We start from the raw sequence: 26,879 nt of genomic DNA, 5'->3' as shown, positions 1-26,879 counted from the left end.
AACGACGCTATTTTTCGCTCCGATTTGCATGCCCGAATGATCAACCAACCGACGGCGTGGACAACAACCAAAGACCGAAGACAGTATAAAATACCATGAGAGCCGCCAGCACAAGTTGCGAGACCACAGCTCTCTTCGCCTCACCGAAATGACGCAAGGCAATTGCGTGCGCCAGAACAATGCCAATCACATGGCCTGCCACGATAATGCCGGTCTGTGTCAGCCAGATAATTCTGACATCATCGATGTTGAGCAGGAACGATGTCGTCACATGCCAGTGCGCCATACCAAACAGGTTCCACCCAAGTGCAAACGGGTCGGACATCATGATCAAGAGATACTGCCCATTGACGAGAAGAAGCGTCAGATAATGCGCCGTATGAAATGCAATCGAAATGGGAATGATGGAATAAACGAGTTTCCCGGAGAAACGCATCCATCCGGTCATCTCTCTTTCTCCCGCAAGCCACGCACCCGCGATCACGGCTTTATAAAACAGCACGACAAGAATAATCGGCGAGGCAAGCAGACCCAGCGTATTGGCAAACATCACGCCACTTCGACCGGGAAACTCCAATGGATTTACGCCGATGAAACCAAGCCAGGTGAACGTCTCGGAAAAACCGTCAAATGACGCGGTCGCCAATGTCAGCAGAATAAAGATAACACCACTTGGTGGTAGAGCATCAGCAACGCGAGAACGGTCGACCGGCCATCTCAGCACAAACATCTTGCCGCTTTCCGATTGCGACACCCCAAAGGGCGACAACATACCGATCATGCGAAAGAACACTGAAAATGGCTCCCCTCTCGACAGCCATGCCTTTTCACCAAAGATCAAGATGCCAGTGAAATTCACCAACCAATAGACAATCACAGCGGTAGAAAGCCGGGGCGGATCATCTGGTGCGAGCGAGACAAGCTCAAACCATGCGAAAGCTGAAAATTGCAAAATTGCTGGCAGGAAACCAACAGAAACCGGTAAGTTCACATGTGAGGCTTTAGCTAGCCTTGGCCCAACCAGCTTGCGAAGCAGGGCAACTGGACCGGTCCACGGATTAAGCCCCGGCCAAAGACTGCCCGTGACCACCTGTAACAGCGTAAAACCAACCCACCAGCCGGTCCATATCAGCAACGGCAGCGGATTGCTTAGCGGATCGGAAGGAGCAACAAAACCGGCGACAACACACAGCAGCAACACCAGAAAAGACAGACAACTGAACGGGGTCTTCGGCACCGCGAAATATGGAACGATTTTTATGCTGGCGCCCTCACCTTTGGCAAACCAGGTGCTCGGCGCAAATGCCAGCAACAGAAATGAAAACAACACCGCCAGCGCACCGCCAGTGACATAAAACCCTGTCGGCAACAACATGACCAGGCCGCGCTCTGCGCCATGGGCATTGGCATCACCCGCCATCATCATAAGAAACGCCACGGCAGCGAATTGCTTCAGCTGGGCGCTACCGCAATGTCTCACCACCCTCTCCTCCTCCAAAACCAGCCTGTTTCCGCTCCGTTGAGTCGGTTCATCTCACGTGGGCACGACGTTTCGCAAGCTGCATTTGATCCCGAAAAAGCCGACAAAACCCCAATAACTGGAATAAATTTCACCGAACAACCTTTAAGCGTTAAAACAGTTTGTGCTTCAAACGTTTCAGGTGAGAAAACACGACATTTGGTGGTCTTTAAGCGCCAAAAATCAAATGCTCTGTTTACGACGGCTAAAGCTGTTGTCATAAGATTGGTCAAACCAGTTGCCTTACCTGCCGCCACGGTCCGACAGAGGAGAATTGTCGCCGTTTCGTATGCCAGTGAGTATGCCTGTACGCTTGAAAGCGGCAAATTCAAACAATGATCATGAGCCGCAATGTGCTGCCAGTACGGCTGCATTGCCGGGATAATCTTTACGCCATTTGCATGAGAGGGGAGTTTCATGTCCGACAAGATCATTAAGCCTGAGAATGCCATTATTACCCGCCGTTCTACCCTGTTGGGAATGGGCGCCGTTGTCGGAACAGGCCTTGCAGCAGCTGCAGCACCGGGCTTCGTGCGCTATGCACAGGCGCAAACATCGGAACCGATCAAGATCGGCATGCAGCTCCACCGCACCGGCATCGGCGCATCCTACGGTCGCTGGTATGAGCGCGTTGCAAAGGCCGCCGCCAAAATCATCAACGACGAAGGCGGCATTAACGGACGTCCGTTGGAAATTATCATTGAAGACGATGGTACCGACGCCAAACGCGGTGCAGAAGTGGTCGAAAAATTCGCGACCCAGCACAAGGTCGATGCGATCTACGGCACGCTTTTTTCACACGTCGTTATTGGATCAGCGCCGCGCGCCGGCGAGTTGAAAATGCCATACATCGTGGTTTCAGAGGGTTACCATGTCGCGTCCGGCAATCTGAACCGTTATTGTTTCCAGCCGTGCATTACCGATGTTCGCAGCCAGGTCACGGCCATGGCGCCGTGGGTTTCGCAAAACCTCGGCAAAAAAGCGACGATGATTTTCCCGGATTATGCCTTCGGCCATGATCACCGCGACTATTTCTCGGCAGCCATGAAAGCGCAGGGTGGCGACATTGTGGAAATGATCGCTATCCCGCCAACAGAGACATCCTTCACTCGATATCTGCCGCGTATTCCCTCAGACACCGAAGTTCTCTACCACGTCATGGTCGGCCCATCGGTCCTGACCTTTGTGACCGAACTCGGTCAATTCTACGGCTCACAACGCCCTGAGATTTTCGGGTTTATCGACAGCCTCGAGGCAGTCGATCTGGCCACGCCACAACTTTCCTATCTCGACGGAACCTATTTCTGGGAAGGCATGCCGCGTTATGCCCAGAAGGATCAGAGCGAATGGGACAAATTTTACCGCAGTGCCATTGGCATTGATGACAATGGCGCCAGCACGGCCGATGCGAAAGACATCTCGACCTACGCCCATATGTTTGGATGCTGGGAAACGCTGTTCGTCATCAAGAAAGCCATGGAAAAGGCCGGATATCGCGGGCCGCAAGACAAGGCTGCCTTTATCGAAGCCATGGAATCCTTCGAAAAATTTGATGAGGGCCGTGATCACCCGCAGGGCGACAAGCTGTTTAATGGCAAAAACCACCAATGTTACGGCCACCAGTACATATCGAAGGTCGAAAACGGCAAACTGAATGTAGTGCACAAGACCTCAATTGAGGATGGCGCCTATGAAGTTACCGCCGACTACACTAAAATGTCTCTCTGATCCGTAAATTACCTCATATTGAGTTAATTTAACTTTATGCAAATTCATTCAATGCGTTATCCAGCATTGAATGAATTTTGTTTTGGCGCAGGAGCTTGTTTTGGCATTCGGTCCATTTCTGTTACTGGCAACACTGGAAGGTTTGCTGCAAGCGGCAGTCCTGACGCTGACTGCGCTTGGTCTTTCGCTGGTTTTCGGTGTGATGCGGGTGGTGAATGTCGCCCATGGTGAGTTCTTCATGCTCGGTGCTGTCATCGCATGGTGGGTGACGTCAATGCTCGGCCTTCCGCCCGCGCTTGGTTTCGTTGCCGCATTGCTCATCAGCCCCCTCGCCGTCGGCGCCATCGCATATGCAGGTGAAAGGCTCGTGTTGCGACGCCTGTCCTACAATCCCGAGGCAACAATCGTCGCGACGATTGGCATGCTCTACATTATCCAGCAAACAGTCCTTTTGACCTACGGCCCAGATGCGCGTCCGGTAACGGCACCATTCTATTATCGACTGCAACTGCCATGGTTTGGATATTCGGCCTACAACCTCTTCGTTATTGCCGCTGCAATCATCGTCCTTGCCATCACATGGTTCGTCCTCACCAAAACCAAAATTGGCTTGATCATGCGCGCAGCACAATTTGACAGTGAAACCGCGCAGGCCTTCGGCATTCCAATCGGCAAAGTCTACGGCCTGGTCTTCGCAGCCGGTGCGATGCTGGCCGCGATCGCTGCCGTCTTGATCGTACCCATTCGGCAAGCCCACTATCTGATGGGGCTTGATCCACTGCTGCTGTCCTTCATAGTGGTCATCATCGGCGGACTTGGCAGCATTCGTGGCACGGTGGTTGCAGCCTTGGTGATTGGCTTAAGTGACGGCATTATTTCGATGTTCTTTTCGCCAACACTCGCCAAGATGTTGTCGACCCTGCTTGTTGCACTGGTGCTGGTGTTCAAGCCGGAAGGGCTTTTCGGGGCAAAGACACGATGAACACCGCGCCATCCTTAAAAGTCCTGCTGCTGCACATTGCTGTCATCGCTATCTTCTTTGGCCTGCAGTTTGTTCTGCCGGAGTACCATCACCTTGCCATGACGCGCGTTATGGTGCTGGCCATTTTCGCCATGGGGTACAATCTTCTTTTTGGTTACACAGGACTTCTCAGCCTCGGCCACGCCCTGTTTTTTGCCAGCGGCCTTTATGGCGCGGGTCTTGCAGCCTACCATCTGGAATGGAGCGTGCCAGCCGCCTTCCTGTGCGGCATCCTGGCAGGATTTGTTATGTCTCTGTTCATTGGCCTGATCTCGCTGCGTACAACCGGTGTGGCGTTCATGATTGTGACCATGATGTTTGCGCAGGTTGCCTATCTGGCCAGCTTGTATTTTTCGCAATGGACACGTGGTGAGGAAGGGCTGGTTTTACCGCAATCGGCACGCAGCTTCGACCTCGCCGGAGTGACCTTTGATCTGACCGATGCCGCGACCCGCTATAATCTTGCGTTCGTCTTGATGACTGTGGCGCTTTTGATCTGCTTTATTATTGTGCGCAGCCCGCTGGGCCGCGCAATGATCGCCGTGCGCGAAAACGAACCACGGACGCTGATGCTTGGATATGACACATTCCGGCTGAAGCTTGTGGCACTGATAGTGTCGGGCTCGCTGTCGGCCATGGCTGGCGCGACCTATGCCTTGCTCTTTGCCTATATCGGTTCGTCTTTTGCATCGATACAATATTCCATCGAGGCATTGTTGTTCACCCTGCTGGGTGGTGCTGGCACCGTGCTTGGGCCGTTGCTGGGCACCGTTTCGATGTTTTACATGATCGATATCGCCAGTAATTACACACCGGCTTACATGCTGGTTACTGGCGTCATGCTTGTCTTTCTTATCCTGTTTTTCCCTCGGGGTATTTTGGGAAGCATCCGTGAGAGGTGGTTGAAGTGGCTGCCATGACGTTGCTTTCAACACAAAACCTGACCCGTCGCTTCGGTGGTTTGACCGCGGTCAACGCTGTGGATTTTGAGATCACGCAAGGTGAAATCCATGCACTGATCGGCCCTAATGGGGCGGGCAAGACGACCTTCGTATCCCTTCTGTCAGGGCGACTTGCCCCGTCTTCCGGACATGTCGTATTTTCCGGAAAAGACATTACTGCAATGCCTGCATTCGAGCGAGTAAAGCAGGGAATTGCCTACACATTCCAGATTACCAGCATCTATCCAAATCTGAGTGTCTACGACAATGTCGCGCTTGCCGCTCAAACTGCGCAGCGGCGGAACACCGGGCTGTTCAGCCGAATAGATACCAATCTGCTTTCGACTGATGTTCACGCCGTACTCGAACAGGTTGGCCTTGCACAATACGCCAATGAGACGGCAGGCGCCTTGGCTTACGGTCACCAGCGACTGCTGGAAGTCGCGATGGGACTAGCCTTGCAGCCGAAGCTGCTGATCCTTGATGAACCGACACAGGGGCTTTCAGACCCGGAAATTGCCAATTTCTGCGGGTTGGTCAAAGCCATTTCAGGTCAGATCACCACATTATTGATAGAGCACAATATGGATGTAGTCATGCAACTGGCTGACAGAATTACCGTATTGAACCACGGGCAGGTGCTGGCGACAGGAACGCCGGACGACATTCGCGACAACAGCGCAGTACAAACCGCCTATCTTGGAGGACATTGACCCGTGCTGAAGCTTGAGGATCTCAATGTCTACCACGGCAGCAGCCGCACATTAAAAAGCGTGTCCCTGTCACTTGCCAGCGGCGAAGTCCTCTGCCTATTCGGCCGAAATGGGGCCGGTAAAACAACAACCCTGAAAGCCATTATGGGCCTGTTACCGGCTCATTCGGGCCGGGTGACGTTGGATGATGTGGAACTGACGGGACGGGCAGCGCATGAGGTGCCGAAATGCGGCATTGGTTATGTTCCGCAGGGCAGACGTCTGTTCGCAGAACTGACGGTGGAAGAAAATCTCGAAATTGGCCTGATGGCACGCGGAACGGATCGCGAAATTCTGACCGAAGTATTTCGGTTGTTCCCCATATTGAAAGAACGGCTGCCACAGGTTTCAGGTACGCTATCGGGTGGAGAACAGCAGATGCTGGCCATGGCCCGTGCCTTGTGCCTCGATCCATCGGTTGTTTTGCTGGACGAACCAACGGAAGGCCTGATGCCTTCAATGATTGCCACCATTCGCGATGTCATCCTCGAACTCAAAAATAACGGCAAAGCCGTGCTGCTTGTGGAGCAACGAATAGAGGCGGTGCTGGCGGTGGCTGACCGTGTCTGCTTTATTGAGAATGGTACAGTTAAGGCAACCATGCCAACGGATGAGCTTCGTGCCGACCCGGCCTTGTTCAGACAATATGCCGGCATCGTGTAACCACGACACCGGCGAGACTATCACGCAACCTCGATAATGAAGGTTTTGCCGTCGAGCAGAATTTCAAGTCGTGCCGGCTCAGCGATTTTGACAGCACCACACAGAGTACCTGTGGTGATAACCTGACCCTTGCGCAGAAAACCGAGTGGCGATGGCGTACTGTTGGCGTAAGCGATCACACCCGCAACTGGATCGATATCCTGGTGATTTGAAGGCGCATCATAAAGCGTTGCGCCATTGCCCAGAACCTTCAGTGGAGAATCGAATGCCGGATCGTCCAATATGGCGCGCGACAGTTCCGGTCCGACTGCGTAAGAAATATTGCTGAGGCTGTCGGCAAGGCCAAGCGCGAAGATACCACCTGCACCACCCTCGTAACGGCTGCGGACAAACTCCGCACCAATCGACACCGTGCCGATTGCCGCGATAACCTCTTCGCGTGTCCAGGGCTCACCGCGCGACGGGAGATCGCTCTGTAGCGTGAAAGCCAGCTCCACTTCCAGTACGATGCCATCGACATACTTATATCTGTCATCACGAATGACCGAAAACAGCGGCGCGCTATAGGTACCGTCTGCCCGCTTCGACAGTTTTAAACCCTCAAGCGGACGGCCGGAGCGCTGAAAAACCTCCGCCTGCACCTTATACGCCGCCTCAACATCCAACGGAGCAACGGTGTTGCGGTCCAATGCCTTGCCGTTAGACATGGCGTCAAAAAGAGCGCCAGCCAGCGAAGAATTATCAATAGTGGTCATCGGGTTATGTCCTGAACTGTAACATCATCAAACAAGGGAAAACGGCGCGAAATATCAATGCATCAAAACAGCTTTATTGCGCGCGTTATTGGCAATTGAAGTTCTCCCAATCCTTAACCTACCTTAAAGTCAATCATTGATAACACAACACATCGTTTCCACTCTTCACGCCTGCCAACGCCCCGGTCAATCAACCTTGGGTTTGTGCTTCCAGAATGAAATTTTGCCAAGCCTGCGCCAGCTGGGCGTTCGGATTTCAATTGATGACTTCGGAACCGGTTTCTCATCGCTTTCCATTCTCGCCGACATTGATGCCGATGAACTGAAAGTGGATCGCGCCTTCATCATGTCCATTCATGAACGTCCCCGCAGCCAAGACATTCTGAAAGCCATCGAGTCCGTCTGCGCAACACTCGGTATCGGCATGGTGGCGGAAGGCGTTGAACTGCGAGAAGAACTACCTCGCGCAGAATACCAAAATCCGGCTGGCTCAGGGCTATTTCTTCTGCAAGCTGGCGTTCCCCGAAACATCCCTGACCGGCAACGCTCTATCGGATTTTTTTGACGTTGAGACACCAGCGATCGATCGTAAGAACAAAGGCAGGTAGCAAGCCAACACGTTCCAAACACAGGAAAACCGGAGACGAACAAACGTCTCCGGTTGCTGCATTGTAGACTGTATATGATTTCGCTTAGAAAGTTGCCTTAGCACCCACCCAAACGGTGCGGCCAATGCTCCAAGGTCTGGCGACGCCGGTTCGTACATTGCCTGTTTCATTAAACAGGTTGCCAATTTTCATATTGAGCATAAGCCCGCGATCTTCATTCTTGTAAATTTCATAGCTTGTGGAGAGATCAACGGTCACAGTTGGCGAGAAGTCGTGATCTTCATAGATTGCATGTTCCAGGCCATAAAGGTCTATCGTATCCCCTGTGTCACGAACACCTCGGAAAGCAAAATTATAGTTTGCCGACACATCGACGTTCAGGCGATTGTCAAACCAACTGCTCGCGAAGCCTGCTTGAAGACGCAATGGAATATCCATATTGCCGGTAACAACGCTAAAGCCTGCTTCTGAGTAAGACTGATTATTATAATAGATATGATTATCTTCCAAATTGTCTTCAAAGTACGTTTTGTTGCTAACCTCGTTACGTGCCCACGTAATTGACGTATTGAAAGATAGTGCGTCCAGTGCTTCGATGTTAGCCGTATCCAAGTCCTTGGAATATTCACCAGTTATAGACTGATAAGCACCATGGCCACTATTAGTCAGCGTATTGACTGTGCTCGATAAACTCTCAGTTGCGAACTGATCTTTTGATCGCCGATCCATAAATCGTATGCGCCAATCACCATCGAGTAACGGTTCTTTGCCAGACAATCCAAATGTAATTTCGTCGTTGTATGGTGTCTTCAGATCAGAGGCATGATTTTCGTATGGTGTTAGGGTCGTACCCTCAACCCAGCCGTTAACCGCACCGGTCAATGGGTCATGATTACGCGTCCATGGAGTCGTGCGTGGAATGCGTTCACGCAAAGCGTAGGCCAGATTTGTTGCATTATAATATCTGTTAAAACCAGCAGATATCGAAAAGTCTTCAAACGGCGTCAAAGTCGCGACAACGCGCGGTGCAACCTCAAAATTTTTCATATAGTCATCGTAGGACGCTCGCAGACCAGCACGTACATTAAGCCACTCCCAGGTTTGATCAACCTCAGAGTAGAAATTAAACTGATTAAGCCGCGTGCTGATGTCATAGGCCCCATAGACAGTTTTCCGACTTGAATACTGTTCAGAGCTGCAATTATCCGCGCCATTACAAATAAAACCCGCCAAAGTCGGGCTATTAAATATGACAGTGCTCACCGTGTGATAGGTATATTCTTCGGGACGACGTCGATGAGCCTCAGTGCTTGTATATTCGGCACCCAATCTAAACGAGCCCAAAAGCAAGTCGCCAGTCAACTCCTCGGAAAGGCTCCACTGCTCTTGGCCCTGTTCCTTGTAACCCCATCCACCGTCGATACATGATGTGGCGGTGCTCATGCCGGGCTGACTTTGGCACCAATCGCTTATCTCGCGCGCATTCCATACGATTGCTCCAGAACGAAATACATTCTGGATATATAGCCGCGCTTCATTTTCGCCGCCATCATTGAAAAAATTGGACTTGTTGTAACTTAAAACCGACTTCAATTTGACGTTATTGAATGCGACGCCGCCTATACTAAAGTCTTCAAATCCATAGTCATGCTGCAATTTGGTTGTTAAACCATCCTTGCCCAAGATCATGCCTGTATCACGCCATAGGGCACTTTCCCATTCCTGATCGTATGTATTGTAGATACCTTCAAGGGTGAAGTCACCCAAATCGGTTTCAGCCACAGCCTGCAGGCGGTAGAAATCACTTTCAGATTCCTCTGCCGTCCTTTCATTCCCAACATATTTTTTCTGCTTATCTTTGTGGGTGATGGCACTTTGAGTGCTGTATTGACCGATAACAGCGATATTATCTGTAACAGGTCCGGACACGGATACTGAGGAACGGCGACGGATGTAATCGTTACGAGCAACATTGCTCGGGTTCAGTCCAGTGGGTGTGAGGAGATTATACTTCGCCCACTCACTCGTCGTATAATCAGTCGTGACAGATGCTCGCCAACGGTCTGTTGAAGGTTTTTCAAGGTCATAAAGAATAACACCACCTTGGAAATTACCATAGCGAGCGGAAGCGTTGCTATCGATCACGGTTGTAGACGCGACAAAATCCGTCGGCACAAAAACGGTCTGCGAATGAAGGCCAAACAGCTGATAGTGTTCGAAATTATTCGATGTAACCAAAAAACTGTCACTTCTAAACTGATCGACACTTCCAGCAACATTATTGATTTCCATGCCGTTGAGAATGAAATTATTCTCATAAACACGCGCACCGGAAATCGAAACTTCCTTTGGTTTCAAGTCGATAACCGACTGATCCGTTTCACCCGCATCGGTGTTGATCTCATTCTGATATTGAACATTCGCCAAGTTACGCAGAACGCTGTTGGCGTCACCACTGCCACCTGTGCGGCCGTTCAATTGTCCTCCGGAAATTGTGGTGGTGCCAGTGTCAGCAGCGGAGCTTGTGCCAAGAACAGACTGGCCGGATTTCGACTGAACCTGAATTGCCTCAAGCAGGATCGTGCCATCTGCGTTGACTGCCGCCTGTCCGCCGGCAAGTAACGAAGCGGTTTTAGGCCCAGTCATGCGAATTTCAATGCCAGTCCCCGAAAGCAGCGTGCGCAACGCCGTCTCAGGCGTCAACTTGCCCGAAACGATAGCCGATTGCTTTCCATCGACCAGAGCCGAGGAATAACCGATTTGCCAACCTGTAGACTTGATGAAACTGTTTAGAGCTTTGCCAAGCGGCTGCGCAGGAATGTTAAAGCCAACCGTTGCAGAGGCAACCGAACCGCTTTGTTGCGCTTCAGCGTCGGCTGACACAGCCATCACACCTACATAGCCAAGAATTGTTGACGCAAGAAGCAACGAGACAACATTCTTGCCGCTTCTTTTTCTGCCCTGCACTGCCATTACCCTACTCCTGAACGCCTTTGGCAACGTTAAACGTCACCGGCACTTTGCATTCGCGTGCGGAAGGTCGTTCCAAACAGAGTTTCCGTCCCCCGAAAGCCCTGACACGCAAGGGGTTTTGGCTTCATGCCAGTACCGCCTCATTGCCTTCGACGTTCGAGACTTTTCAATCTCACAAAAAAAGTTGAGAATTTAACGAATGATTATGAAATTGCCCGGCAGCATATCGATTTTGCCGCCTACAGCAGTGACGATACTGCCAATAGCGCCAGCCGCATCATCCGTTCGATAGTTACCGCTCACCGCCACCGAAAGCAGATCACGGCGTAGAACAAAAACACGTCCGTCATAATAGCGTGCGAGATCACCCAACACGGCTCCGAGCGGTTTGCCTGAAAAAGCAATGCGCCCTTCGCGCCAGGCAAGCATTTCATCCGGTTCAAATGGCTCTATGTCTGAGATGGATTTTTCATCCACCGCCACCATCTGATCGGGCAAAAGCTGCACAGCAGTTTGCGCACTGCCATCACGGATGACATCAACGCGCCCGCGCTCAAGCGCCACCACATCGCGATTTGCCTCTGCGCGAACAACGAAGGCAGTTCCCTTCACGATAACATCGCCAAAATGCCCCACGACCCGGAACGGACGCGAAGCATCATGGACAACATCAAACCATGCCTCGCCCTTGATAAGACGCACACCACGTTGCTGCCCCTGATAGGCAAGCTCGACCGCGCTGTCGGTATTCAGCAGCATACGGGAACCATCCGGCAAGATGACATTCTGCATCTGGCCCGCAACAGTGCGATAATCGGCACTCCAGCGAAGCATGATCTCGGGATAGGCGTTATATCCGCCAACAAACAGGACCACTGCTGCCGCCAGTGACAACCAGTGAGCGCGCTTTCTACCAAAAACGGAATATGCAGGTTTAACGGCACGCAAATCGACTTGCCGTGCATGACGCTGCGACGCTGAAAACAGCTCAGGGTCGTGCCATAAGCCTGCAAGTTCCGCATAAGCGGCCGCATGGGCTGGATCGCTGGATATCCAAGTTTCAAAACCGATATCCAATGCTGGATCAACAACACCGGATTGTTTATGGACGAACCAATCCAATGCGGCGTCCATCACCACCTCAGTCTGCAAACCAACAATCTGCGCGTCATTATTCCTCATAAACACTGCCCAAGGGTCTCTTCGCGTACCCACAATGAATCAGACGTTTGAGCGGACCATTTCTCATAAAAAAAAGCAGCCCTGCAACGACAGATTGTCGATTTCGTTATTTCGCGGAACATCATCCCTTGTCCAGCCTCTTTCTGAAATCGTTGAGATGCGCCATGGCATGTTTCATGTCGTTGAAGACGGTGTTCTGGGACACATCCAGATGTTCGGCAATCTGTGGGTACGTCCAGCCTTCTACACGGCTCAAGACCCAGACCTGTTGCACACGTTTCGGCAATTTATCGAGCGCTGATTGGTAGGCGCGCAAACGGTCGAGATGAATGACCTTGTCTTCAGCGGACGGCTGATCATCTGCCACCAAATCCATAGCTTCGCCGCTGATCTCACTCGCCTCGTGGGCGCTGCGCACCTTTCTCTGACGCAGATAATCCAACGCTAGGTTACGAGCTGTTTGCTGCAAAAACGCCTCGGCATTGAGAAGTGCGCCATTTGAGGCCGCTTTTCGAGCACGCAGATAACTTTCCTGCGTCAATTCCTCAGCGGTTTGTTTGTCACGAACAATACGGAAAACACTCCATAACAGGGAGTTGCGCGCGCGCAGAAACGCATTGTTCACGTCTGCGGCTTCATCATCCATAGTGTCGGTAAATCCGTATAAGCAAGTCGGCCGTTCATTCGGAGGCAGTGGGATGTAGTTCAGAAACGATCAACAATGAATTACCAATGGCAATTCTTTGTGCCTCTCAACACCACAGACCAACAGCTAAAAAGTTGATTTTATTAATCACCTTTCCATTAACCGAACAGAACGTTTTATTCAACAGCCCTTTAAACAGGAAAGCGCGGCAGGAGCTGCCGCGCTTTGGAATGATCAACGATGAGACTTGTGACTAGAATTTTCTGATGATGGAAATCTTGAAATTGCGACCCGGCATGGCCGTAATACCGTCAGACAGGTACGGTTCGTATCTTTTATCGAAGATGTTATCCAACGCTACATGCACTTCACCACCCTTCATAAGGCCCTCCTTCGGCGACCAATCAAGGAATAATCCATGCACTGCATTACCGGCACTTTCAGGACGTGCATACAAGGGTTCTATTTTAGCTGATGTATGGTTCTGATTGTCTACGAACTTGCCGTTCCAACCAAATGAAAGATCGTAATCTACAAGTTTAAAGCCAAACTGCGCATCGGCTGTCAGCGGAAAGAGGTCTTTCGCGTAAGTATCTGAGCCATTTACATCACTAAGTGAGCCATTGCGACGGCCGTTCATCCAGGACACACCGAGATCCGCAAACAGAATATCATTCTCGTAGTGTGCGGAAGCTTCAACACCCCAGATCTTGAAGGCGGGCGTATTCCAATAGAATGGAACCGAGGCATAAGCTAAACCGGCCAGGTTCTTTGTACCCGTGCGGCGGTTAACCGGGTTACTGACGCGGTTGTAGTAGCCTTCCAGACCAACAGTCAGATTGTCACCGTCACTCAACAAGTCGTCAAACATCTGGTTGATCCCGATATTGACGTTATTGTTGCGCTCGACATCGAGATCGCGGGATGTCTTCGACGCCTTTGTATCCACGCTTTGCGTCGAATAGATTTCATCAATATTCGGCGTACGCATTGCGTAAGCCCAGTTGGCGTAAAGTTTGGTCTCCGGTGTAACATCCCACTCTATGCTCAGGGCGGGCGTGAAACCGTCATGCGATATGGCCGAATAATCATGACCGGCAGCTGGATTATTATAACGTGGCGCCAGGTTCGGCACACCTTCAGAGCGCACATGATCATAACGCAGGCCAGGCGTTAGCTTGAAAGTGTCGGTAATTTTGATCTCATCGCGGAAAAAGGCAGAAATCGTCTTCTGCGTGCCTTCAGGCAAAATCCAAGGCGCGTAATAACCGTAATTATAGTCTGCGCTGGTGCTTTTTCCTTTTTCAAACATCCAAACATCACGATCACCGTAATGATACTGGATGCCGTAATTGGCCATATGAGACAGGCCACCCAATTCGAAATTCGAGGTGTTCTCTACTTCAAACTTGATATCCGTATATTGGGTGTCGTTCTCGTTACCGCCCAGTGACCCCGTCGGGTTAAATCCTGGAATTGCGGGACGTGTTCCGTGTTGGGATACCTGCGAATAAGCCAGCAGAGATTTAATATTCACAAGGTCGCTGTCACCGGTGTAGCTGTATTTCAGCGTTGAGGTAAAATCGTCCATTTCACGCCAAGACAAAAGCCGAAGCCTGGCTTGTTCATAACCATATGTTTTGATAGAATAATCTGACAATGACAACTGACCGCGGATGGCCGCTGGTGGTCCCCAATTGGCAGAGGAGCCGTAAATCACGGATCCACGCAGTTCATGGCCATCATATTCGCCACCAGCATTTGCTGTAAATGTTGCCAACTCGCCATTTGAGGCATCGTACACCTCGCCTCCGCCAACACGCATATTCTCTGATTTGCGCCAGGTGGCTGAAACAAGGCCATCATAGGTTATCGGACCACCAAAGTCTGACATGCCGTAGAGCGTGCCTGTTTCGATAAATTGATTGTTGGCTGTTTCATATCCGGTCTTCCCCCAGAAACCCCAGCTCTCACCCTGGCGCAGCATATCCTTGGCTGTCTTGCTCTCCATGGAGACAGTGCCACCAAAGCCGCCGTTGCCATATCGTACAGAGGTCGCGCCCTTTTGCACTTCCACCCGCTTCAGCAGTTCAGGATCAATGAAAACAGTGCCCTGATCGTATCGTTCGAAGTTTTTTGGAGCACCGTCTAACAGAATACGCACGTCAGACTGACGGGTAAATCCACGCATCGCTACCGTCTGGCCTTCCAATCTTACGCCACCGGTACCACTGACACCGGGTATCTTCGAAAGGAGATCTCGCACTGACGAAGATTGCGCGCGCTCGATAGCCTTTGCATCCAGTTCAGCCGTGTTAAGGCCGGGGTTGGTGAAAGGCGCATTGTTCATGACGGTGATTGTCTGCAGATTGGTCGCGTCGCTATCCGCCGCGGAGGTGGCCGTGCCTGGAATCTGCAGCTTAACCGTGGTCTCGCCAATGAAATAATATTGAATGCCAGTTCCAGACAGCAATCTGTCGAGCGCGTTGCGGGGCGACATTTTTCCAGACACTGGCCGGTTTTTGAGCCCACTGGCGACAGAGGCATCAAAGATCATCTGCAAACCGGATTGCGACGCCAGTCGGTTCAACGCACTTGCCATATTACCAGCCGGCAGATCGACGCGAACCATATCAACTTGCTGGGCATAGGCCTGCGAGATTGGGCTCGTGAATGCGACACTGCTAAACAGCAATGAAAGAAGAAGACCGGACCGGCTCATATATGTCATATTTCTAGCTCTCCATTATGCAGGATCATCTGCACTTGTCCCGGATACGAATGAGCTTTCGGATTTGGGACAGCCCGGAGAGATTTTTTTAACAAAAATTTAGCACCTGCCTGAAAATCGTTCCCCCATTGCATTCAAGCCATTGAATTTGTTTCATACTAATGAAGTATCGTTAGATACGGCCCCACTCGCATTACACCAACATCGAACGCAACAGTCAGATCACGTAGAACCGCTTGCGGGTCAGCGAGATCAAAACTTCCGCTAATGCGCCGCTCACCAATATTTGCTCCTGCGATGACGATGCGGCCAGGAAGATAACGTTCCAGTTCAGCAACAACGGAGGAAAGCTGGCGGTTTTCAAACACCAGTCTGCCCTGTCGCCAAGCCGCGATTGAAAGTGGATCAACCGTTTCTATCGAACCAATTGACCCCTCCGCGTCATATGCAACCTTCTGGTTCTCCTTGATGCGGATGGACCGATTGGCATCTCCCACGTCCACCCGCACACTGTGCTCAAGCACGGTAACATTGGTGCCATTTTTCAACATTTCGACGTCGAAAGCCGTTCCGAGTGCGGTCGTTGTTCCGCCATTTGCCTCAACAACAAAAGGTCTCGTCTTGTCGGCCGCAACTGTCGCAAAAACTTCGCCCTTCAACACGACAATCCGACGCTCAGACGAACTGAATTTCAAAGAAACCGCCGTATCGGCATTCAATATCAACCCCGACCCATCAGGCAGATAGAGCGTTTGCCTTTCAGCGGTGCCGGAGATGGCGTCAGCTCTTAAGCGTAATGGTACATCAAGCGCAAAAAATGCCCCGGTCATCATTGCAAGACAGAGAGACAGGGCAACAGACCGGGCCGTGGAAGAGCCTGATTTGCGGATCGATGCATTTTGAATAAAGGCAGGGTCGCTTGATAACAGACGGGAGGCATCTCCCATTAGACATCGAACACGCTCGTAGACCTCTGCATGACGTTTGTCACTTGTGAGCCAAGCTTCAAAATCGGCATTGAGTTTTATATCATCGGGGGCATCACGCAGTTTCAGCAGCCAGTCAATTGCCTGTTCCCGCAACTTACCGATGGTTGGTTCACCTGCCGTCATAGCGTGTCCTCCAACGCGTCAAGGCAATGGAGATAAGCCTTCCTCAAATGGCGGTCGACCATGTTGCGGGAAATTCCCGCGCGTTGTGCAATTTCATCGGATGTGAGATTGGCGATGCAGCTGGCCAAAAACACTCTCCTGCGCTCGACGGACATATCCAGAATGGCTTTGTGCAACAGACCAAGCCGGTATTGTCTGTCTGCAAGCGCTTCTGCGTCCGGCAACTCCGCAGCAACCGACATGGCTTCAAGTTCGGTCCCGCTAAACAAACGGCGCTCAAGTTGTTCTCTGCGAAAGCGATCAATTCCAAGATTTATGCAGGCCCGCATCAAAAATGCCTTGAGAGACGCACGTCCCTCCAGTGACTTTGGTTTACCAGTGAGCCGGAGATAGAGATCATGAACGATCTCATGCGCTACCGGTGGTGCATGACCATGACGACGCGCAACAAGGCACAATTCCTGATAATAGGTTTCCATTGCATCATCGAGCGTAACGCGCGAGGCAGGTTTATCCCACATGATCTGGCCTTAGTTGGCTTGAAGAAGTCCGCGAGGCAATGCGGTTCGCATGCGTTTAACGGATAGGGATCAGCAAGGCAATAAACATGACTATAAAAATCATATTATCTTCTAAGGACCACCTTCAACTTTCCCCGCTAATATCGGGATAAACAAAGAAAACCCCACGGTCGCCCGACCGTGGGGTTTTGAATTTGATCTTAGAACTCCAAGTGATGCTGTTGCCTCAGTGTGCCAGTGAACGGCCTGTCTCAGTATCAAAGAGATGCATCTGGTTCATGTTGAGGGAGAGCGGCATAACAACCCCTGCCCGCAATCCATCCTGCGGTTCGATGCTGGCGCACAGACCTGCCGCACCAACATTGAAGTAGATCATGGTAGAAGCACCAAGGGGCTCGACCAGATCAATCGTGACATCGACCGGTACGTAACCTGGACGTTCCTGCCGTGACGAAATGGACTCGGGGCGAATGCCAAATGTCACCGCCTTGCCGGTATGAGACACGTAATGCGCGGCTTTCTCCAACGGTACAGCAAGTCGTTTGCCATCCTCGAGAACCACGAACAATCCATCGGTCCCACCTTCCAATCTCGCCTCGAGAAAGTTCATTGATGGCGACCCGATAAAACCGGCGACAAATTTACTGGCCGGATTGAGATAAAGCTCCTGTGGTGGACCTGCCTGTTCGACCAATCCCTGGTTCATCACCACCACCCGGTCAGCCATTGTCATGGCTTCGATCTGATCGTGCGTCACATAAACAGTCGTGGTCGGCAAAAGCTGGTGCAGCCGCTTGATTTCAGTGCGCATTTTCACACGCAATTTGGCATCAAGGTTCGACAAAGGCTCGTCAAACAGAAAGACCTTGGGGTTGCGCACGATGGCGCGGCCCATCGCCACACGTTGCCGCTGGCCACCTGAAAGCTGGCCAGGGCGACGATCCAGGAGATCACTGATATGAAGTGTTTCCGCGGCCTGTTTGATGCGTTGTTCAATTTCTGGCTTTGGCAGGCGCTGCTGCTCCAGGCAAAAGGAGATGTTATCGCGCACGGTCATATGCGGATAAAGCGCATAGTTCTGAAACACCATGGCGATATCGCGCTTGCCCGGGCCAAGTTTGTTGACCACCTGATCATCGATAACGATCTCACCGCCGGAAATATGCTCCAGACCGGCGATCATTCGCAACGTCGTAGACTTTCCGCACCCGGACGGACCGACAAAAACCACGAATTCTTTATCCTCGATCTCGAGATCAATGCCACGCACAGCCTCGTAGATTCCATAGGATTTGATGACGTTTTTAAGCTGTAATCTTGCCATCGACCGCTCCTACTTCTCAGCCAGCCAGACCTGCATCGCACCTTCGTCACGATTGGCCCAGAGATGATATGGAATTGCCTTGAAAGACCGGTTTTTGAGTTCGGCCGGTGCGGTGCGATAGAGCGTTGCTTTCCAGGACGATGTGTCTGCTTCCAGCGCATCTCCCTCAAGCACCGTTGCGCCGCCTAAGAAGTCCGCATCGAAACGCGAGGTGATGCTGGCCTGTGGCGTTAGGCGAAGCTGCTGCGGCTCGCTGCCAAGATCGGCCTGCTCAACACAATAGACAACCGGACCACGTCGCAGGGCAACACGACCGGCATCTTCCCCCACTGCAGGATTGGCATAAAGACGCTCCACCGGCATATCGAAGGACAGGCGAATTTCGTCGCCATCCTTCCACGCACGAGAAATCGAGACATAGCCCTTCTCGATCGATGAAGTGATGTCGACACTCTCGCCGTTAATGCTGACCTTCGACGAACGGCACCAGCCGGGAAGGCGCAACTTCAGTGTAAATGTGCTGGTGGCAGAGAGGCCAATTGACAGTTTGATATCGCCATCCCACGGATAGGCGGTTTGCTGCCGCAAACGCAGGAAACTGTCTCCGATTGTCAGTTCAGAGCTATTTTCACCGTAGAGATGGACCGCCAGCGTATCTTCGTTGGCGGAATAAAAATACTGACCAAGCGACGCGATAAATCGAGCGATATTGGTCGGGCAGCAAGGGCAATAATGCCATTTCCAGCGGCGATGCTGTCCATGGCTTTCCAGTGCATTCTCATAGAAATAATGCTCGCCATCCCGCGAAATGCCTGACAGCGCACCATTAAACAACACTGTTTCCAGCGCATCGGTGAACTTGCTGTCAAGATCGATCTGCGCCATGCGATGGCTCCAGAAACCAAGCGCGACAGCCGCGCAGGTTTCAGCATAAGCCGTTTCATTGGGAAGATCATATTCGCGGGTAAAACCTTCATTTGAGGCCGATGGCCCAAGACCACCGGTAACGTAAAGCTGGCGTCCCGTCAGATTATCAAAGAGGCTATCACAGGCATCTTTCAGGCTCTGGTCGTCATTTTCATAGGCAAGATCCGCCATGGCAGAAAACAGATACATGGCGCGCACGGCGTGACCGACCACCTGGGTCTGTTCACGCACCGGCATATGCGCCTGGCTGTAAGCATAGGTCTGGTAGACATATTTTGCCGGATCATCGCCTCGCTTGCGCGCCTCTTCGTCATAATAGGACGGCATCTGGCCACGCTCATCGACAAAATAGGTAGCGAGTTTCAGGTGGCGCGGATCCTTGGTGACGCGGTAAAGCTTGACCAGCGCGAGCTCGATTTCTTCATGGGCATCGTAACCGCGCAACTTGCCCGGCTCTGTACCGAAAGTATCGGCAATATGATCGACTGCACGTATCATTACGTCTAGAAACTTGCGTTTGCCGGTTGCTTCAAAATAAGCGACGGCACCTTCCAGCAAGTGCCCCATGGAATACATTTCATGCAGGTCACGCAGGTTGGTCCAGCGGTTTTGAGGTTCTCTGCGAATGAACCAGCTGTTGAGATAGCCATCGGCCATCTGTCCCTGCTCCAGCTTATCGACAATGGCATCGATCTTGGCCTCCACATCCGGATTAGGGTGCTTTTTCAATGTGTAGCTTGCAGCCTCTATCCATTTTCCGAAGTCGGAATCGAAGAAATGCTGCATGGAAAGGCCGCTCGGCTGAATCGGACGGGCAAGAGGGCCGGCAGGCTTGTCGAAATCCAGCACCTCAAGAAAACCTTCTTCTTCAAGGCGCTTGTGCTGCGTGGGAATGGTGACATTGCGAACCGTGTCTGACCAGCTTTTCCAGAAACCGCCGTCAAAAGAAACGCTGGAATGATCAACCGGGACCAACCGCTTGAAACGGCGCTCTGACTGGCTGGCGGTCTGTTTGAGAGATGAAGACATAAGAACTCCTTATCGCAGGGTCACTGCGGATTTACTTGACGGCGCCAGCGGTCAGGCCGCGCACATAATAACGTTGCAAAGCGAGGAAAAGCAGGATGCACGGCACCATGGTCACGGTAATACCGGCTTGCAGCGCGCCCCAATCGATGATGCCGTAAATGCCCGAGGACACATTGACGAGCATGATGGGAAGCGTGAACTTGTTCTGGTCCGACAGGAAAATCAGCGCCGCCAGAAACTCGTTCCACGAATTGAGGAATGCAAACATCGCAACGGTTGCCACGCCCGGCAGCGCAAGGGGCAGCAGGATGCGACGCAACAGCGTCCATTGTGACGCGCCATCAATACGCGCCGCCTCGATCAAAGCGCCGGGTACCGCATCAAAGGCATTGCGCATCATGAAAATGGAAAACGGCAGCTGGAAGGTCGTATAGACCAGCACCAATCCGAACAGGTTGTTCTGCAGCCCTAAAAACTTCAGGATCAGGAACAGCGGCGTCAGAATGGACTGGAACGGGATCATCATCGTTGCCATGACAATAACAAAGATCAGCGACTGTCCGGGAAAGCGGAATTTCGAAAACCCGTAACCGGCGGGTACAGCCACCAGGACCGTCAACAAAATTGTGCCAAGCGCGATCAGGACGGAATTGCTGGCATAGACATACCAGCCAGCCCCGACGCCTTCGAGACGACGATAGTTCTCCAGCGAGAACGCTTTTGAAAACAGCGCCACCGGATTGGCCAGCGCCTCAGCCGCCGGTTTAAACGAATTGGCGAAAGACCAGATGATCGGCATCAGGAAGAAGATGGCGAACAGCAGCGAAACCAGAATGAAGGTGATGTGGCCCAGCCGTTCCGCCACGGTTTTGTCCTGACCATTCGAATAGAAAATCTTCATCGACCTTCCTCCGGACGTTGACGCATGAAGCTGAGCTGGATGGAACTGATGGCGACGAGAACAACGAGCAACGCGAAAGACAAAGCTGAACCGTAGCCAAGCCGATATGACGAGAACGATGCCAAGTAGATGGAAAACACTGCCGAAATGGTACTGTTGCCCGGTCCGCCCTGCGTGATGATGAAGAACTGGTCAAAGGCCAGCATCGAAGATGTGATGTTGAGAATGAGCGCCAGAAGCAGCGAATTGCGCATCAACGGCAATGTAATTCGGCGAAACCGACTGAACACACTTGCACCATCGATCTTGGCAGCCTCGACGACATCAGGCGATATGCTTTGCAGACCGGTCAGCAGAATGACCATGGTGAAACCGGCAGTCTTCCACACAACCATCAAAATGATCACCGCAAGAGCCGGCCAGAAATTTTCAAGCGGGCGCGGCGCACTATCGACAAGGCCAAGCCCCAACAGAAGTCTTGAAAATACGCCACTGTCGGGATTAAGCAGCCACATCCACAAGGTCGACGCGGCACCAAAACCCGTCACCACCGGCATGAAATAAACCGTGCGGAAAAACGATGCGCTGCGCAACGGCCGGTCAACCAGCAATGCCAGCGGGAAAGCAACAAGCAGGATCGCAGCTGTTACAAATACTGTGTAGAGCAATGTGAACCCAAGCGAGTTCCATAGCTGCGTATCGCCCATCAACTCGACATAGTTTTCAAGGCCAATGAACTTCTTACGGCCAAGCAATGGCCAGTGGTAAAGGCTCATCCACACGGTCATGATGAGCGGAATGAGAAACAGCCCGATGATAAGCACCATGCTGGGCAACAGAAAAACAAGCCCGAGCCAGCCGTGTGGCTCGCGTTCATGAACGCCGGTTTTTTCGGAACTCGCTTCTTTGGTCGGGAACTTGGACACCACGGTGCAAAGTCCTTCTCTAAGCGTGAATGGATTGCGTCAGATCATCTGGTCCAGATCGCGCTGCCTGAACCAGAATGTCCGGTCGGTATTTCGCCATCAACAAACGAGGCGAAACAAACTTTCAATTCATTGGGAATGGGCCGGCAGACATCACCGGCCCTGCTCTCAAGTCAAGGATTGGTGCGCTCAAGAATCTTGGTAAACTCGTCCTGCGCCTTCTTGATCGAACCATCGACATCGTCACCGAAGATCGCACTCTGAATAAGATTCAGGAATGGACCAGTGCGGCTGACGAACAGCTCATCCGACGAGAAAGTATACGGCGTCTTGGCTTTTGCCAGCACGTCATAGGCAATCAGGTTACGCTTGTCGAACTGGGCGTAGGCCTGGTCGGCCACATCAGTACGCGGCGGCATGCCGGATTCCTTGGTAATGTAGACCTGCTGCTCAGGCTGCATGTAGAAGTTGACAAAATCCAGTGCCACTTTCTTCTTTTCCTCACTGACACCCTTAATGAGGGCCAGAGTGTCGCCGCCAGCAAAGCTCGAAACGCCACCCTTTGGACCAGGGATCGGCGCAACATCAAATTTCACATCGGGATATTTGCTGGTCAAAAGATTGACGATGTAGGAGCCGGTCATGAGAACGCCGACCTTACCGGACGCAAAAGCTTCAACGGCGTTGTTGCCATTGCCCGAACGGGATGTCGGATGAATGGCCCCAGCCTTCCACATGTCGCGATAGGCGGCGAAGGTGTCACGCAATGCCGGTGTATCGACCGTCGCTTCACGTCCATCTTCAGAGAGAATATCTGCATTTGCCGCCCACAGATGCGGCAAGAAGTCGTAAATCAGCCAGCTACCGGAGTTTGCGACAAAATAGAACCCGTAGGTATCATTACCAAGGGCGTGGATTTTTTTAGCAGACTCAGCGACTTCCTCAAGGGTGGCAGGTGCTTTCTTCGGATCAAGGCCAGCCTTTTCAAACAATTCGGTGTTGTAAGCGATGATTGAGGCATCTGGCAGTGCAGGCACACCGTAAATCTTGTCCTCATAGGTCGCCAGACGAATATGTGACGGGCTCAAAGCGTCAGCGTAAGGCAGCCCCTTCACGAAGTCAGTGATGTCCTCAAGGCTTTCATTGGCAGCAAAGGTCGGCAGGTAGATCAGGTCAAGCACAGCACCATCCGGTGGCGCACCACCGGCAATGGCAGCTCCCAGCTTTGGCACCATTTGTTCTGCCGTGATTGGTGTTACGATAACCTTGTCGTCATGGGCTGCATTATACTGATCTGCCAGCCCCTGAAGTACTGCTGCAGATGACGTACGCACCCACAGTGAAATCTCTTCCGCACTTGCGATAGACGTGGATGCTGCAAGCGAAAGTGCCGCGAGCATGAGTTTGGTCTTGTGCATCGCATTCCCCTTTTGGTTGTCGTCAAAACCCTTGTCCAGTTGACGTGAGGGAAACGCTATTCTAGATTTTTTTCGTTGTCGACAGTGTGTAGCCAGAAAAATGTCAGAAATATGAGAAAACCTTTTCCCAACGTTGAAATTGCTTGATAAAAGGTTTTCTCAAGATGACAGGGAGTGATTGGTTGAAACCTCAAATATCGCGACGCAAGACAATTCACGATGTCGCGAAAGCGGCAGGCGTCAGTATTTCGACAGCCTCAAAAGCTCTCAACGACAACGGCCGGATGCATCCGGATACCCGCGAACGGGTCAAACGGATTGCTACAGAAATAGGATTTCGGCCCAACGCCCTTGCCCGCGGACTGTTAAGCCGTCGAAGCCTGACAATCGGCCTGCTGACCAACGATACCTACGGCCGATTCTCGCTTCCGATGATGGCAGGCGCCTCCGAGGCGCTGTTCGACAACGGTGTTTCGGTCTTTCTCTGCGCCACCAATGACAATCCGGAGCTTGCCAGACTGCATGTCGAGGCTTTGCTCGACAAACAGGTCGATGGCATCATCTTCTCGGCGACCCGACTTGACCGTAGACCACCAATGGACCTGTCAAACCTGCCTATTCCAGTGGTCTATGTCTTCGCCGAGGGGCCACCAGGCAGCGTCACGATCATCCCGGATGATGAACAGGGCGCAAGGCTTGCCGTCAACCACCTGATTGAAATGGGACGCAAACGCATCGTTCACATTACCGGGCCTGAAGATTTTCGCGCAGCGCGCGCCCGATCCAGCGCCTATCACCGGATTTGCGGCGACAGCGCACCCACCTTGTTTGGCGAATGGACAGAGACTTGGGGGCACGAAGCCGTCGAGCGCCTTTGGTCACGGGAAACCCCTGCCCCGGATGGCATATTTTGCGGAAACGACCAGATCGCCCGCGGTGTGATTGATGCACTCCGCGATCGTAACATCCAGATCCCGAAAGACGTCTCTGTTGTTGGCTTCGACAACTGGGAAATCGTCGCTGAACAGACCCGGCCAGCGCTGACAACGATCGACATGGAATTGAAGGAATTGGGCAGACAGGCAGGGCTCGCCGTGCTGGCCCTTTCAAAGGGAGAGACGACAGTTGGTGGTACGCGCAAGCTGCATTGCAGCCTGATTGCTCGCCAATCCTGCTGATAAGGTACTGGAAAAATTGTCCCAAATTCTTTTGTGGGCAATCTGTCGACAAATAAGTTGACAGTCTGTTGAGATTGTCCAGAATGCGACGTCAGCGGCCTCATCTAAGACGCCGTAACAATCAGGGAACTTCAAAGAGGGATTGGACACATGAGTTTTCGGACAAAAAAACACGCATTGGGTCTCGCTGCTTTTATGCTTGCCGCATCCTGCTCGACGCTGACACTGGCAGCCGATCCACAGGCCGGCGGCGTGCTACGAATTCTCGGAACAGCTGATGTCGACCACTTTGACCCGACCTCCGGCGCCTTGGTGACCACCAACAATTTCCTGCGCGCAGTTAGCCGCCAGTTGATCAGCTACGAAGCATCGACCGATGAGAACGCCCGCCTTGAGCCGAAAGGCGACCTTGCGACAGAAGTTCCCCAGCCGACCAATGACGGCCTGACCTATACTTTCACCCTGCGCGATGGCGTGACCTGGAACACGCCATCAGGCGAACGCGCAATCACCTCGCAAGACTTCGAGCGCGGCATGAAGCGCATGTGCAACCCATCACTGGGTTCGGCTGCGCTGACCTATTACGTCGACCTGATCAAGGGCATGCGCGAGTTCTGCGACGGCTTCGCCAAGGTTGAACCAACCGCCGAAGCAATGAAGGCCTATATTGAAGGCAATGACATCTCTGGCATCGAAAGCCCTGATGAGAAAACTGTCGTCATCAACCTGACCGAAAAGGCCGGTGACTTCGTCTACATGCTTTCCCTGCCAACAGCGGCTCCGGCACCGGTTGAAGTTCTCGATTATATGCCTGACGGTCCCGACTATCGCTCCAACTTCATTTCCAGCGGTCCCTACACCATTGGCGAATATGTACCGGACAGCCGCCTTCAGCTCGTACGCAACCCATCCTGGAAGGCAGAATCCGACCCGCTTCGCAAAGCCTATGTCGATGAAGTGGAAATCACCTTCGGCATTCAACCTGATGCAGCCATCCAGCAGTTGCAGGCGGGTGATGGCGACATGACCTATGACATAGTTATTCCGCCTGCAACGTTGCACATGCTGACGACTGCCAGCGATGAAAAGCTGATGACCATGTCGGTTGGCCGTACCGCCTTCATCTTCATCAACACCGTTTCCGAGAACAACAAAGGCGCTTTGAAAGACCTGCGAGTCCGCCAGGCGCTTCAATATGCCATCGACAAGGCCGCAACCGTGCAGCAGCGTGGTGGCCCAACCGTTGCCAAGCCGCAGCATGGTATTTTTGGCCCCGGTGTCCTCGGTTATCACGACTTCGACCTCTACCCGTCGGAAGGTTCAAAGGGCGATCCTGAAAAAGCAAAGGCTCTGCTTGCTGAGGCCGGTTTCCCTGATGGCATCACGTTGAAAATGCCTTACCGCAACCAGAATGCGGAGCCTGCTATCGCCCAGACAATCCAGGCCAGCATGAAGAAAGCCGGTATCGAGATTGAACTGACGCCGGTTGCCCCTGCCGACTATTACTCCAAATTCATGACCAACCCGCTCAACACCAAGGAAGGAAACTGGGACATTGCGCCGGTTGGCTGGTCTCCTGACTGGGTTGGTGGTGCTGCACGCTCGGTCTTCCAGCCGCAGTTCACCTATAATGGCACGCACCAGACCTATAACTACACCGACTATAATAACGAGGAAGCGAACTCCTTCGCCCAGCAGGCCATTAACGCCACAACACCGGACGAAGCTGCCAAGCTTTGGGCCAAAGTTGACGAACTGGTCATGAAGGACGCACCAATCGTTCCGTTCATCTCCGAACAGGTCGTTCTCTACCATGGTGAGGCTGTGCAGAACTTCCAGCCTTATGCCATTGGTGCACAGGGTGACTGGACCAACGTCTGGCTGGATCGCTAATCACAAAAGGCCGCCTGCACGTTGCAGGTGGCCTTTTTTCGTTCCGACAGGACATACGGAGGCGACCATTCGCCTCCCTTGTTGTTTGTTCCAATGGTGTGGACCAGCTATCGTCAAAGCATGGTCACGCC

21 protein-coding genes and 1 pseudogene are annotated in these 26,879 nt (G+C 52.3%); 8 read left to right on the top strand and 14 right to left on the bottom strand.

Annotation, left to right across the window (positions count from 1 at the left end; genetic code table 11):
• Positions 1-40 precede the first annotated feature (40 nt).
• The gene (locus M2418_RS12275; protein WP_259146827.1) at positions 41-1,480 is read right to left on the bottom strand and encodes a hypothetical protein; all 1,440 of its coding nucleotides are present in this window, start codon (positions 1,478-1,480) and stop codon (positions 41-43) included.
• Entirely contained in the window at positions 1,477-1,938 is a 462-nt protein-coding gene (locus tag M2418_RS12270; protein ID WP_259146824.1) for a hypothetical protein, read from the bottom strand. The genes M2418_RS12275 and M2418_RS12270 overlap by 4 nt, the downstream gene beginning before the upstream one ends.
• Here M2418_RS12270 and M2418_RS12265 point away from each other — a divergent pair.
• The 5 genes from M2418_RS12265 to M2418_RS12245 all read left to right on the top strand — a co-directional run bounded on the left by M2418_RS12265 (position 1,937) and on the right by M2418_RS12245 (position 6,624).
• A complete protein-coding gene (locus M2418_RS12265) occupies positions 1,937-3,247 on the top strand; it encodes an ABC transporter substrate-binding protein (RefSeq protein ID WP_259146822.1) in 1,311 nt (436 codons plus the stop codon). The genes M2418_RS12270 and M2418_RS12265 overlap by 2 nt on opposite strands.
• A gap of 100 nt (positions 3,248-3,347) precedes the next feature.
• Positions 3,348-4,229, top strand: a complete 882-nt coding sequence (locus tag M2418_RS12260) for a branched-chain amino acid ABC transporter permease (protein WP_192489236.1) — start codon at positions 3,348-3,350, stop codon at positions 4,227-4,229.
• Positions 4,226-5,188, top strand: a complete 963-nt coding sequence (locus M2418_RS12255) for a branched-chain amino acid ABC transporter permease (protein ID WP_259146820.1) — start codon at positions 4,226-4,228, stop codon at positions 5,186-5,188. Before M2418_RS12260 ends, M2418_RS12255 begins: the two co-directional genes overlap by 4 nt.
• Positions 5,185-5,922: an ABC transporter ATP-binding protein gene (locus M2418_RS12250; protein WP_250985222.1), complete on the top strand. Its 738-nt coding sequence runs from the start codon at positions 5,185-5,187 to the stop codon at positions 5,920-5,922. Before M2418_RS12255 ends, M2418_RS12250 begins: the two co-directional genes overlap by 4 nt.
• Before the next feature lie 3 nt (positions 5,923-5,925).
• Positions 5,926-6,624, top strand: a complete 699-nt coding sequence (locus M2418_RS12245; RefSeq protein WP_259146819.1) for an ABC transporter ATP-binding protein — start codon at positions 5,926-5,928, stop codon at positions 6,622-6,624.
• A gap of 20 nt (positions 6,625-6,644) precedes the next feature.
• Here the strand turns inward: M2418_RS12245 and M2418_RS12240 are convergent, their stop codons facing one another.
• Positions 6,645-7,379 (bottom strand): hypothetical protein, encoded by a 735-nt coding sequence (locus tag M2418_RS12240; protein WP_259146818.1) that lies wholly within the window; start codon positions 7,377-7,379, stop codon positions 6,645-6,647.
• Positions 7,380-7,587: 208 nt separating this feature from the next.
• Between M2418_RS12240 and M2418_RS12235 the strand changes: the two are divergent.
• Positions 7,588-7,906, top strand: a pseudogene (locus tag M2418_RS12235) (EAL domain-containing protein); the annotation flags it as partial.
• A gap of 165 nt (positions 7,907-8,071) precedes the next feature.
• On the opposite strand, the gene M2418_RS12230 reads toward M2418_RS12235, so the two are convergent.
• The 11 genes from M2418_RS12230 to M2418_RS12180 form a co-directional block, all read right to left on the bottom strand.
• Positions 8,072-10,960, bottom strand: a complete 2,889-nt coding sequence (locus M2418_RS12230; protein WP_259146817.1) for a TonB-dependent receptor — start codon at positions 10,958-10,960, stop codon at positions 8,072-8,074.
• Positions 10,961-11,152: 192 nt separating this feature from the next.
• The gene (locus M2418_RS12225; protein ID WP_259146816.1) at positions 11,153-12,142 is read right to left on the bottom strand and encodes a FecR family protein; all 990 of its coding nucleotides are present in this window, start codon (positions 12,140-12,142) and stop codon (positions 11,153-11,155) included.
• A 121-nt stretch (positions 12,143-12,263) separates the two neighbouring features.
• Positions 12,264-12,788 (bottom strand): RNA polymerase sigma factor, encoded by a 525-nt coding sequence (locus tag M2418_RS12220; RefSeq protein WP_259146814.1) that lies wholly within the window; start codon positions 12,786-12,788, stop codon positions 12,264-12,266.
• A gap of 253 nt (positions 12,789-13,041) precedes the next feature.
• Positions 13,042-15,510, bottom strand: a complete 2,469-nt coding sequence (locus M2418_RS12215) for a TonB-dependent receptor (protein ID WP_259147366.1) — start codon at positions 15,508-15,510, stop codon at positions 13,042-13,044.
• Positions 15,511-15,677: 167 nt separating this feature from the next.
• A complete protein-coding gene (locus tag M2418_RS12210) occupies positions 15,678-16,631 on the bottom strand; it encodes a FecR family protein (RefSeq protein ID WP_259146812.1) in 954 nt (317 codons plus the stop codon).
• Entirely contained in the window at positions 16,628-17,152 is a 525-nt protein-coding gene (locus tag M2418_RS12205; RefSeq protein WP_259146810.1) for an RNA polymerase sigma factor, read from the bottom strand. Before M2418_RS12205 ends, M2418_RS12210 begins: the two co-directional genes overlap by 4 nt.
• 226 nt (positions 17,153-17,378) lie before the next feature.
• On the bottom strand, positions 17,379-18,476 hold the full coding sequence (locus tag M2418_RS12200) for an ABC transporter ATP-binding protein (protein WP_259146808.1): 1,098 nt from the start codon (positions 18,474-18,476) through the stop codon (positions 17,379-17,381).
• A 9-nt stretch (positions 18,477-18,485) separates the two neighbouring features.
• Positions 18,486-20,432, bottom strand: a complete 1,947-nt coding sequence (locus M2418_RS12195; protein ID WP_259146807.1) for a glycoside hydrolase family 127 protein — start codon at positions 20,430-20,432, stop codon at positions 18,486-18,488.
• A gap of 31 nt (positions 20,433-20,463) precedes the next feature.
• On the bottom strand, positions 20,464-21,333 hold the full coding sequence (locus M2418_RS12190; protein WP_250985212.1) for a carbohydrate ABC transporter permease: 870 nt from the start codon (positions 21,331-21,333) through the stop codon (positions 20,464-20,466).
• Positions 21,330-22,259, bottom strand: a complete 930-nt coding sequence (locus tag M2418_RS12185) for a carbohydrate ABC transporter permease (RefSeq protein WP_405049424.1) — start codon at positions 22,257-22,259, stop codon at positions 21,330-21,332. The genes M2418_RS12190 and M2418_RS12185 overlap by 4 nt, the downstream gene beginning before the upstream one ends.
• A 173-nt stretch (positions 22,260-22,432) precedes the next feature.
• Positions 22,433-23,677: a sugar ABC transporter substrate-binding protein gene (locus tag M2418_RS12180; protein WP_259146805.1), complete on the bottom strand. Its 1,245-nt coding sequence runs from the start codon at positions 23,675-23,677 to the stop codon at positions 22,433-22,435.
• A 164-nt stretch (positions 23,678-23,841) separates the two neighbouring features.
• On the opposite strand from M2418_RS12180, the gene M2418_RS12175 reads away from it, so the two are divergent.
• Positions 23,842-24,855 carry a LacI family DNA-binding transcriptional regulator gene (locus M2418_RS12175; RefSeq protein ID WP_405049412.1) on the top strand — a complete coding sequence of 338 codons (1,014 nt, stop codon included), beginning with the start codon at positions 23,842-23,844 and terminating at the stop codon, positions 24,853-24,855.
• A 150-nt stretch (positions 24,856-25,005) separates the two neighbouring features.
• Positions 25,006-26,748, top strand: a complete 1,743-nt coding sequence (locus M2418_RS12170) for an ABC transporter substrate-binding protein (protein WP_259146802.1) — start codon at positions 25,006-25,008, stop codon at positions 26,746-26,748.
• Positions 26,749-26,879: the final 131 nt, after the last annotated feature.

It is taken from the genome of Rhizobium sp. BIGb0125 (assembly GCF_024810055.1).
Taxonomy (GTDB): Bacteria; Pseudomonadota; Alphaproteobacteria; order Rhizobiales; family Rhizobiaceae; genus Agrobacterium.
Note: the sequence above shows the minus strand (reverse complement) of the source record. Positions and strands in the feature narration are given on the sequence as shown.

What these genes read in the sequence shown, in the direction of transcription:
- M2418_RS12250 (WP_250985222.1), top strand. Translation starts at nt 5,185, where the DNA reads ATGACGTTGCTTTCAACACAAAACCTGACCCGTCGCTTCGGTGGTTTG.
- M2418_RS12220 (WP_259146814.1), bottom strand. Translation starts at nt 12,788, where the DNA reads ATGGATGATGAAGCCGCAGACGTGAACAATGCGTTTCTGCGCGCGCGC.
- M2418_RS12265 (WP_259146822.1), top strand. Translation starts at nt 1,937, where the DNA reads ATGTCCGACAAGATCATTAAGCCTGAGAATGCCATTATTACCCGCCGT.
- M2418_RS12205 (WP_259146810.1), bottom strand. Translation starts at nt 17,152, where the DNA reads ATGTGGGATAAACCTGCCTCGCGCGTTACGCTCGATGATGCAATGGAA.
- M2418_RS12240 (WP_259146818.1), bottom strand. Translation starts at nt 7,379, where the DNA reads ATGACCACTATTGATAATTCTTCGCTGGCTGGCGCTCTTTTTGACGCC.
- M2418_RS12215 (WP_259147366.1), bottom strand. Translation starts at nt 15,510, where the DNA reads ATGAGCCGGTCCGGTCTTCTTCTTTCATTGCTGTTTAGCAGTGTCGCA.
- M2418_RS12195 (WP_259146807.1), bottom strand. Translation starts at nt 20,432, where the DNA reads ATGTCTTCATCTCTCAAACAGACCGCCAGCCAGTCAGAGCGCCGTTTC.
- M2418_RS12170 (WP_259146802.1), top strand. Translation starts at nt 25,006, where the DNA reads ATGAGTTTTCGGACAAAAAAACACGCATTGGGTCTCGCTGCTTTTATG.
- M2418_RS12255 (WP_259146820.1), top strand. Translation starts at nt 4,226, where the DNA reads ATGAACACCGCGCCATCCTTAAAAGTCCTGCTGCTGCACATTGCTGTC.
- M2418_RS12180 (WP_259146805.1), bottom strand. Translation starts at nt 23,677, where the DNA reads ATGCACAAGACCAAACTCATGCTCGCGGCACTTTCGCTTGCAGCATCC.
- M2418_RS12270 (WP_259146824.1), bottom strand. Translation starts at nt 1,938, where the DNA reads ATGAAACTCCCCTCTCATGCAAATGGCGTAAAGATTATCCCGGCAATG.
- M2418_RS12200 (WP_259146808.1), bottom strand. Translation starts at nt 18,476, where the DNA reads ATGGCAAGATTACAGCTTAAAAACGTCATCAAATCCTATGGAATCTAC.
- M2418_RS12225 (WP_259146816.1), bottom strand. Translation starts at nt 12,142, where the DNA reads ATGAGGAATAATGACGCGCAGATTGTTGGTTTGCAGACTGAGGTGGTG.
- M2418_RS12210 (WP_259146812.1), bottom strand. Translation starts at nt 16,631, where the DNA reads ATGACGGCAGGTGAACCAACCATCGGTAAGTTGCGGGAACAGGCAATT.
- M2418_RS12175 (WP_405049412.1), top strand. Translation starts at nt 23,842, where the DNA reads ATGACAGGGAGTGATTGGTTGAAACCTCAAATATCGCGACGCAAGACA.
- M2418_RS12230 (WP_259146817.1), bottom strand. Translation starts at nt 10,960, where the DNA reads ATGGCAGTGCAGGGCAGAAAAAGAAGCGGCAAGAATGTTGTCTCGTTG.
- M2418_RS12190 (WP_250985212.1), bottom strand. Translation starts at nt 21,333, where the DNA reads ATGAAGATTTTCTATTCGAATGGTCAGGACAAAACCGTGGCGGAACGG.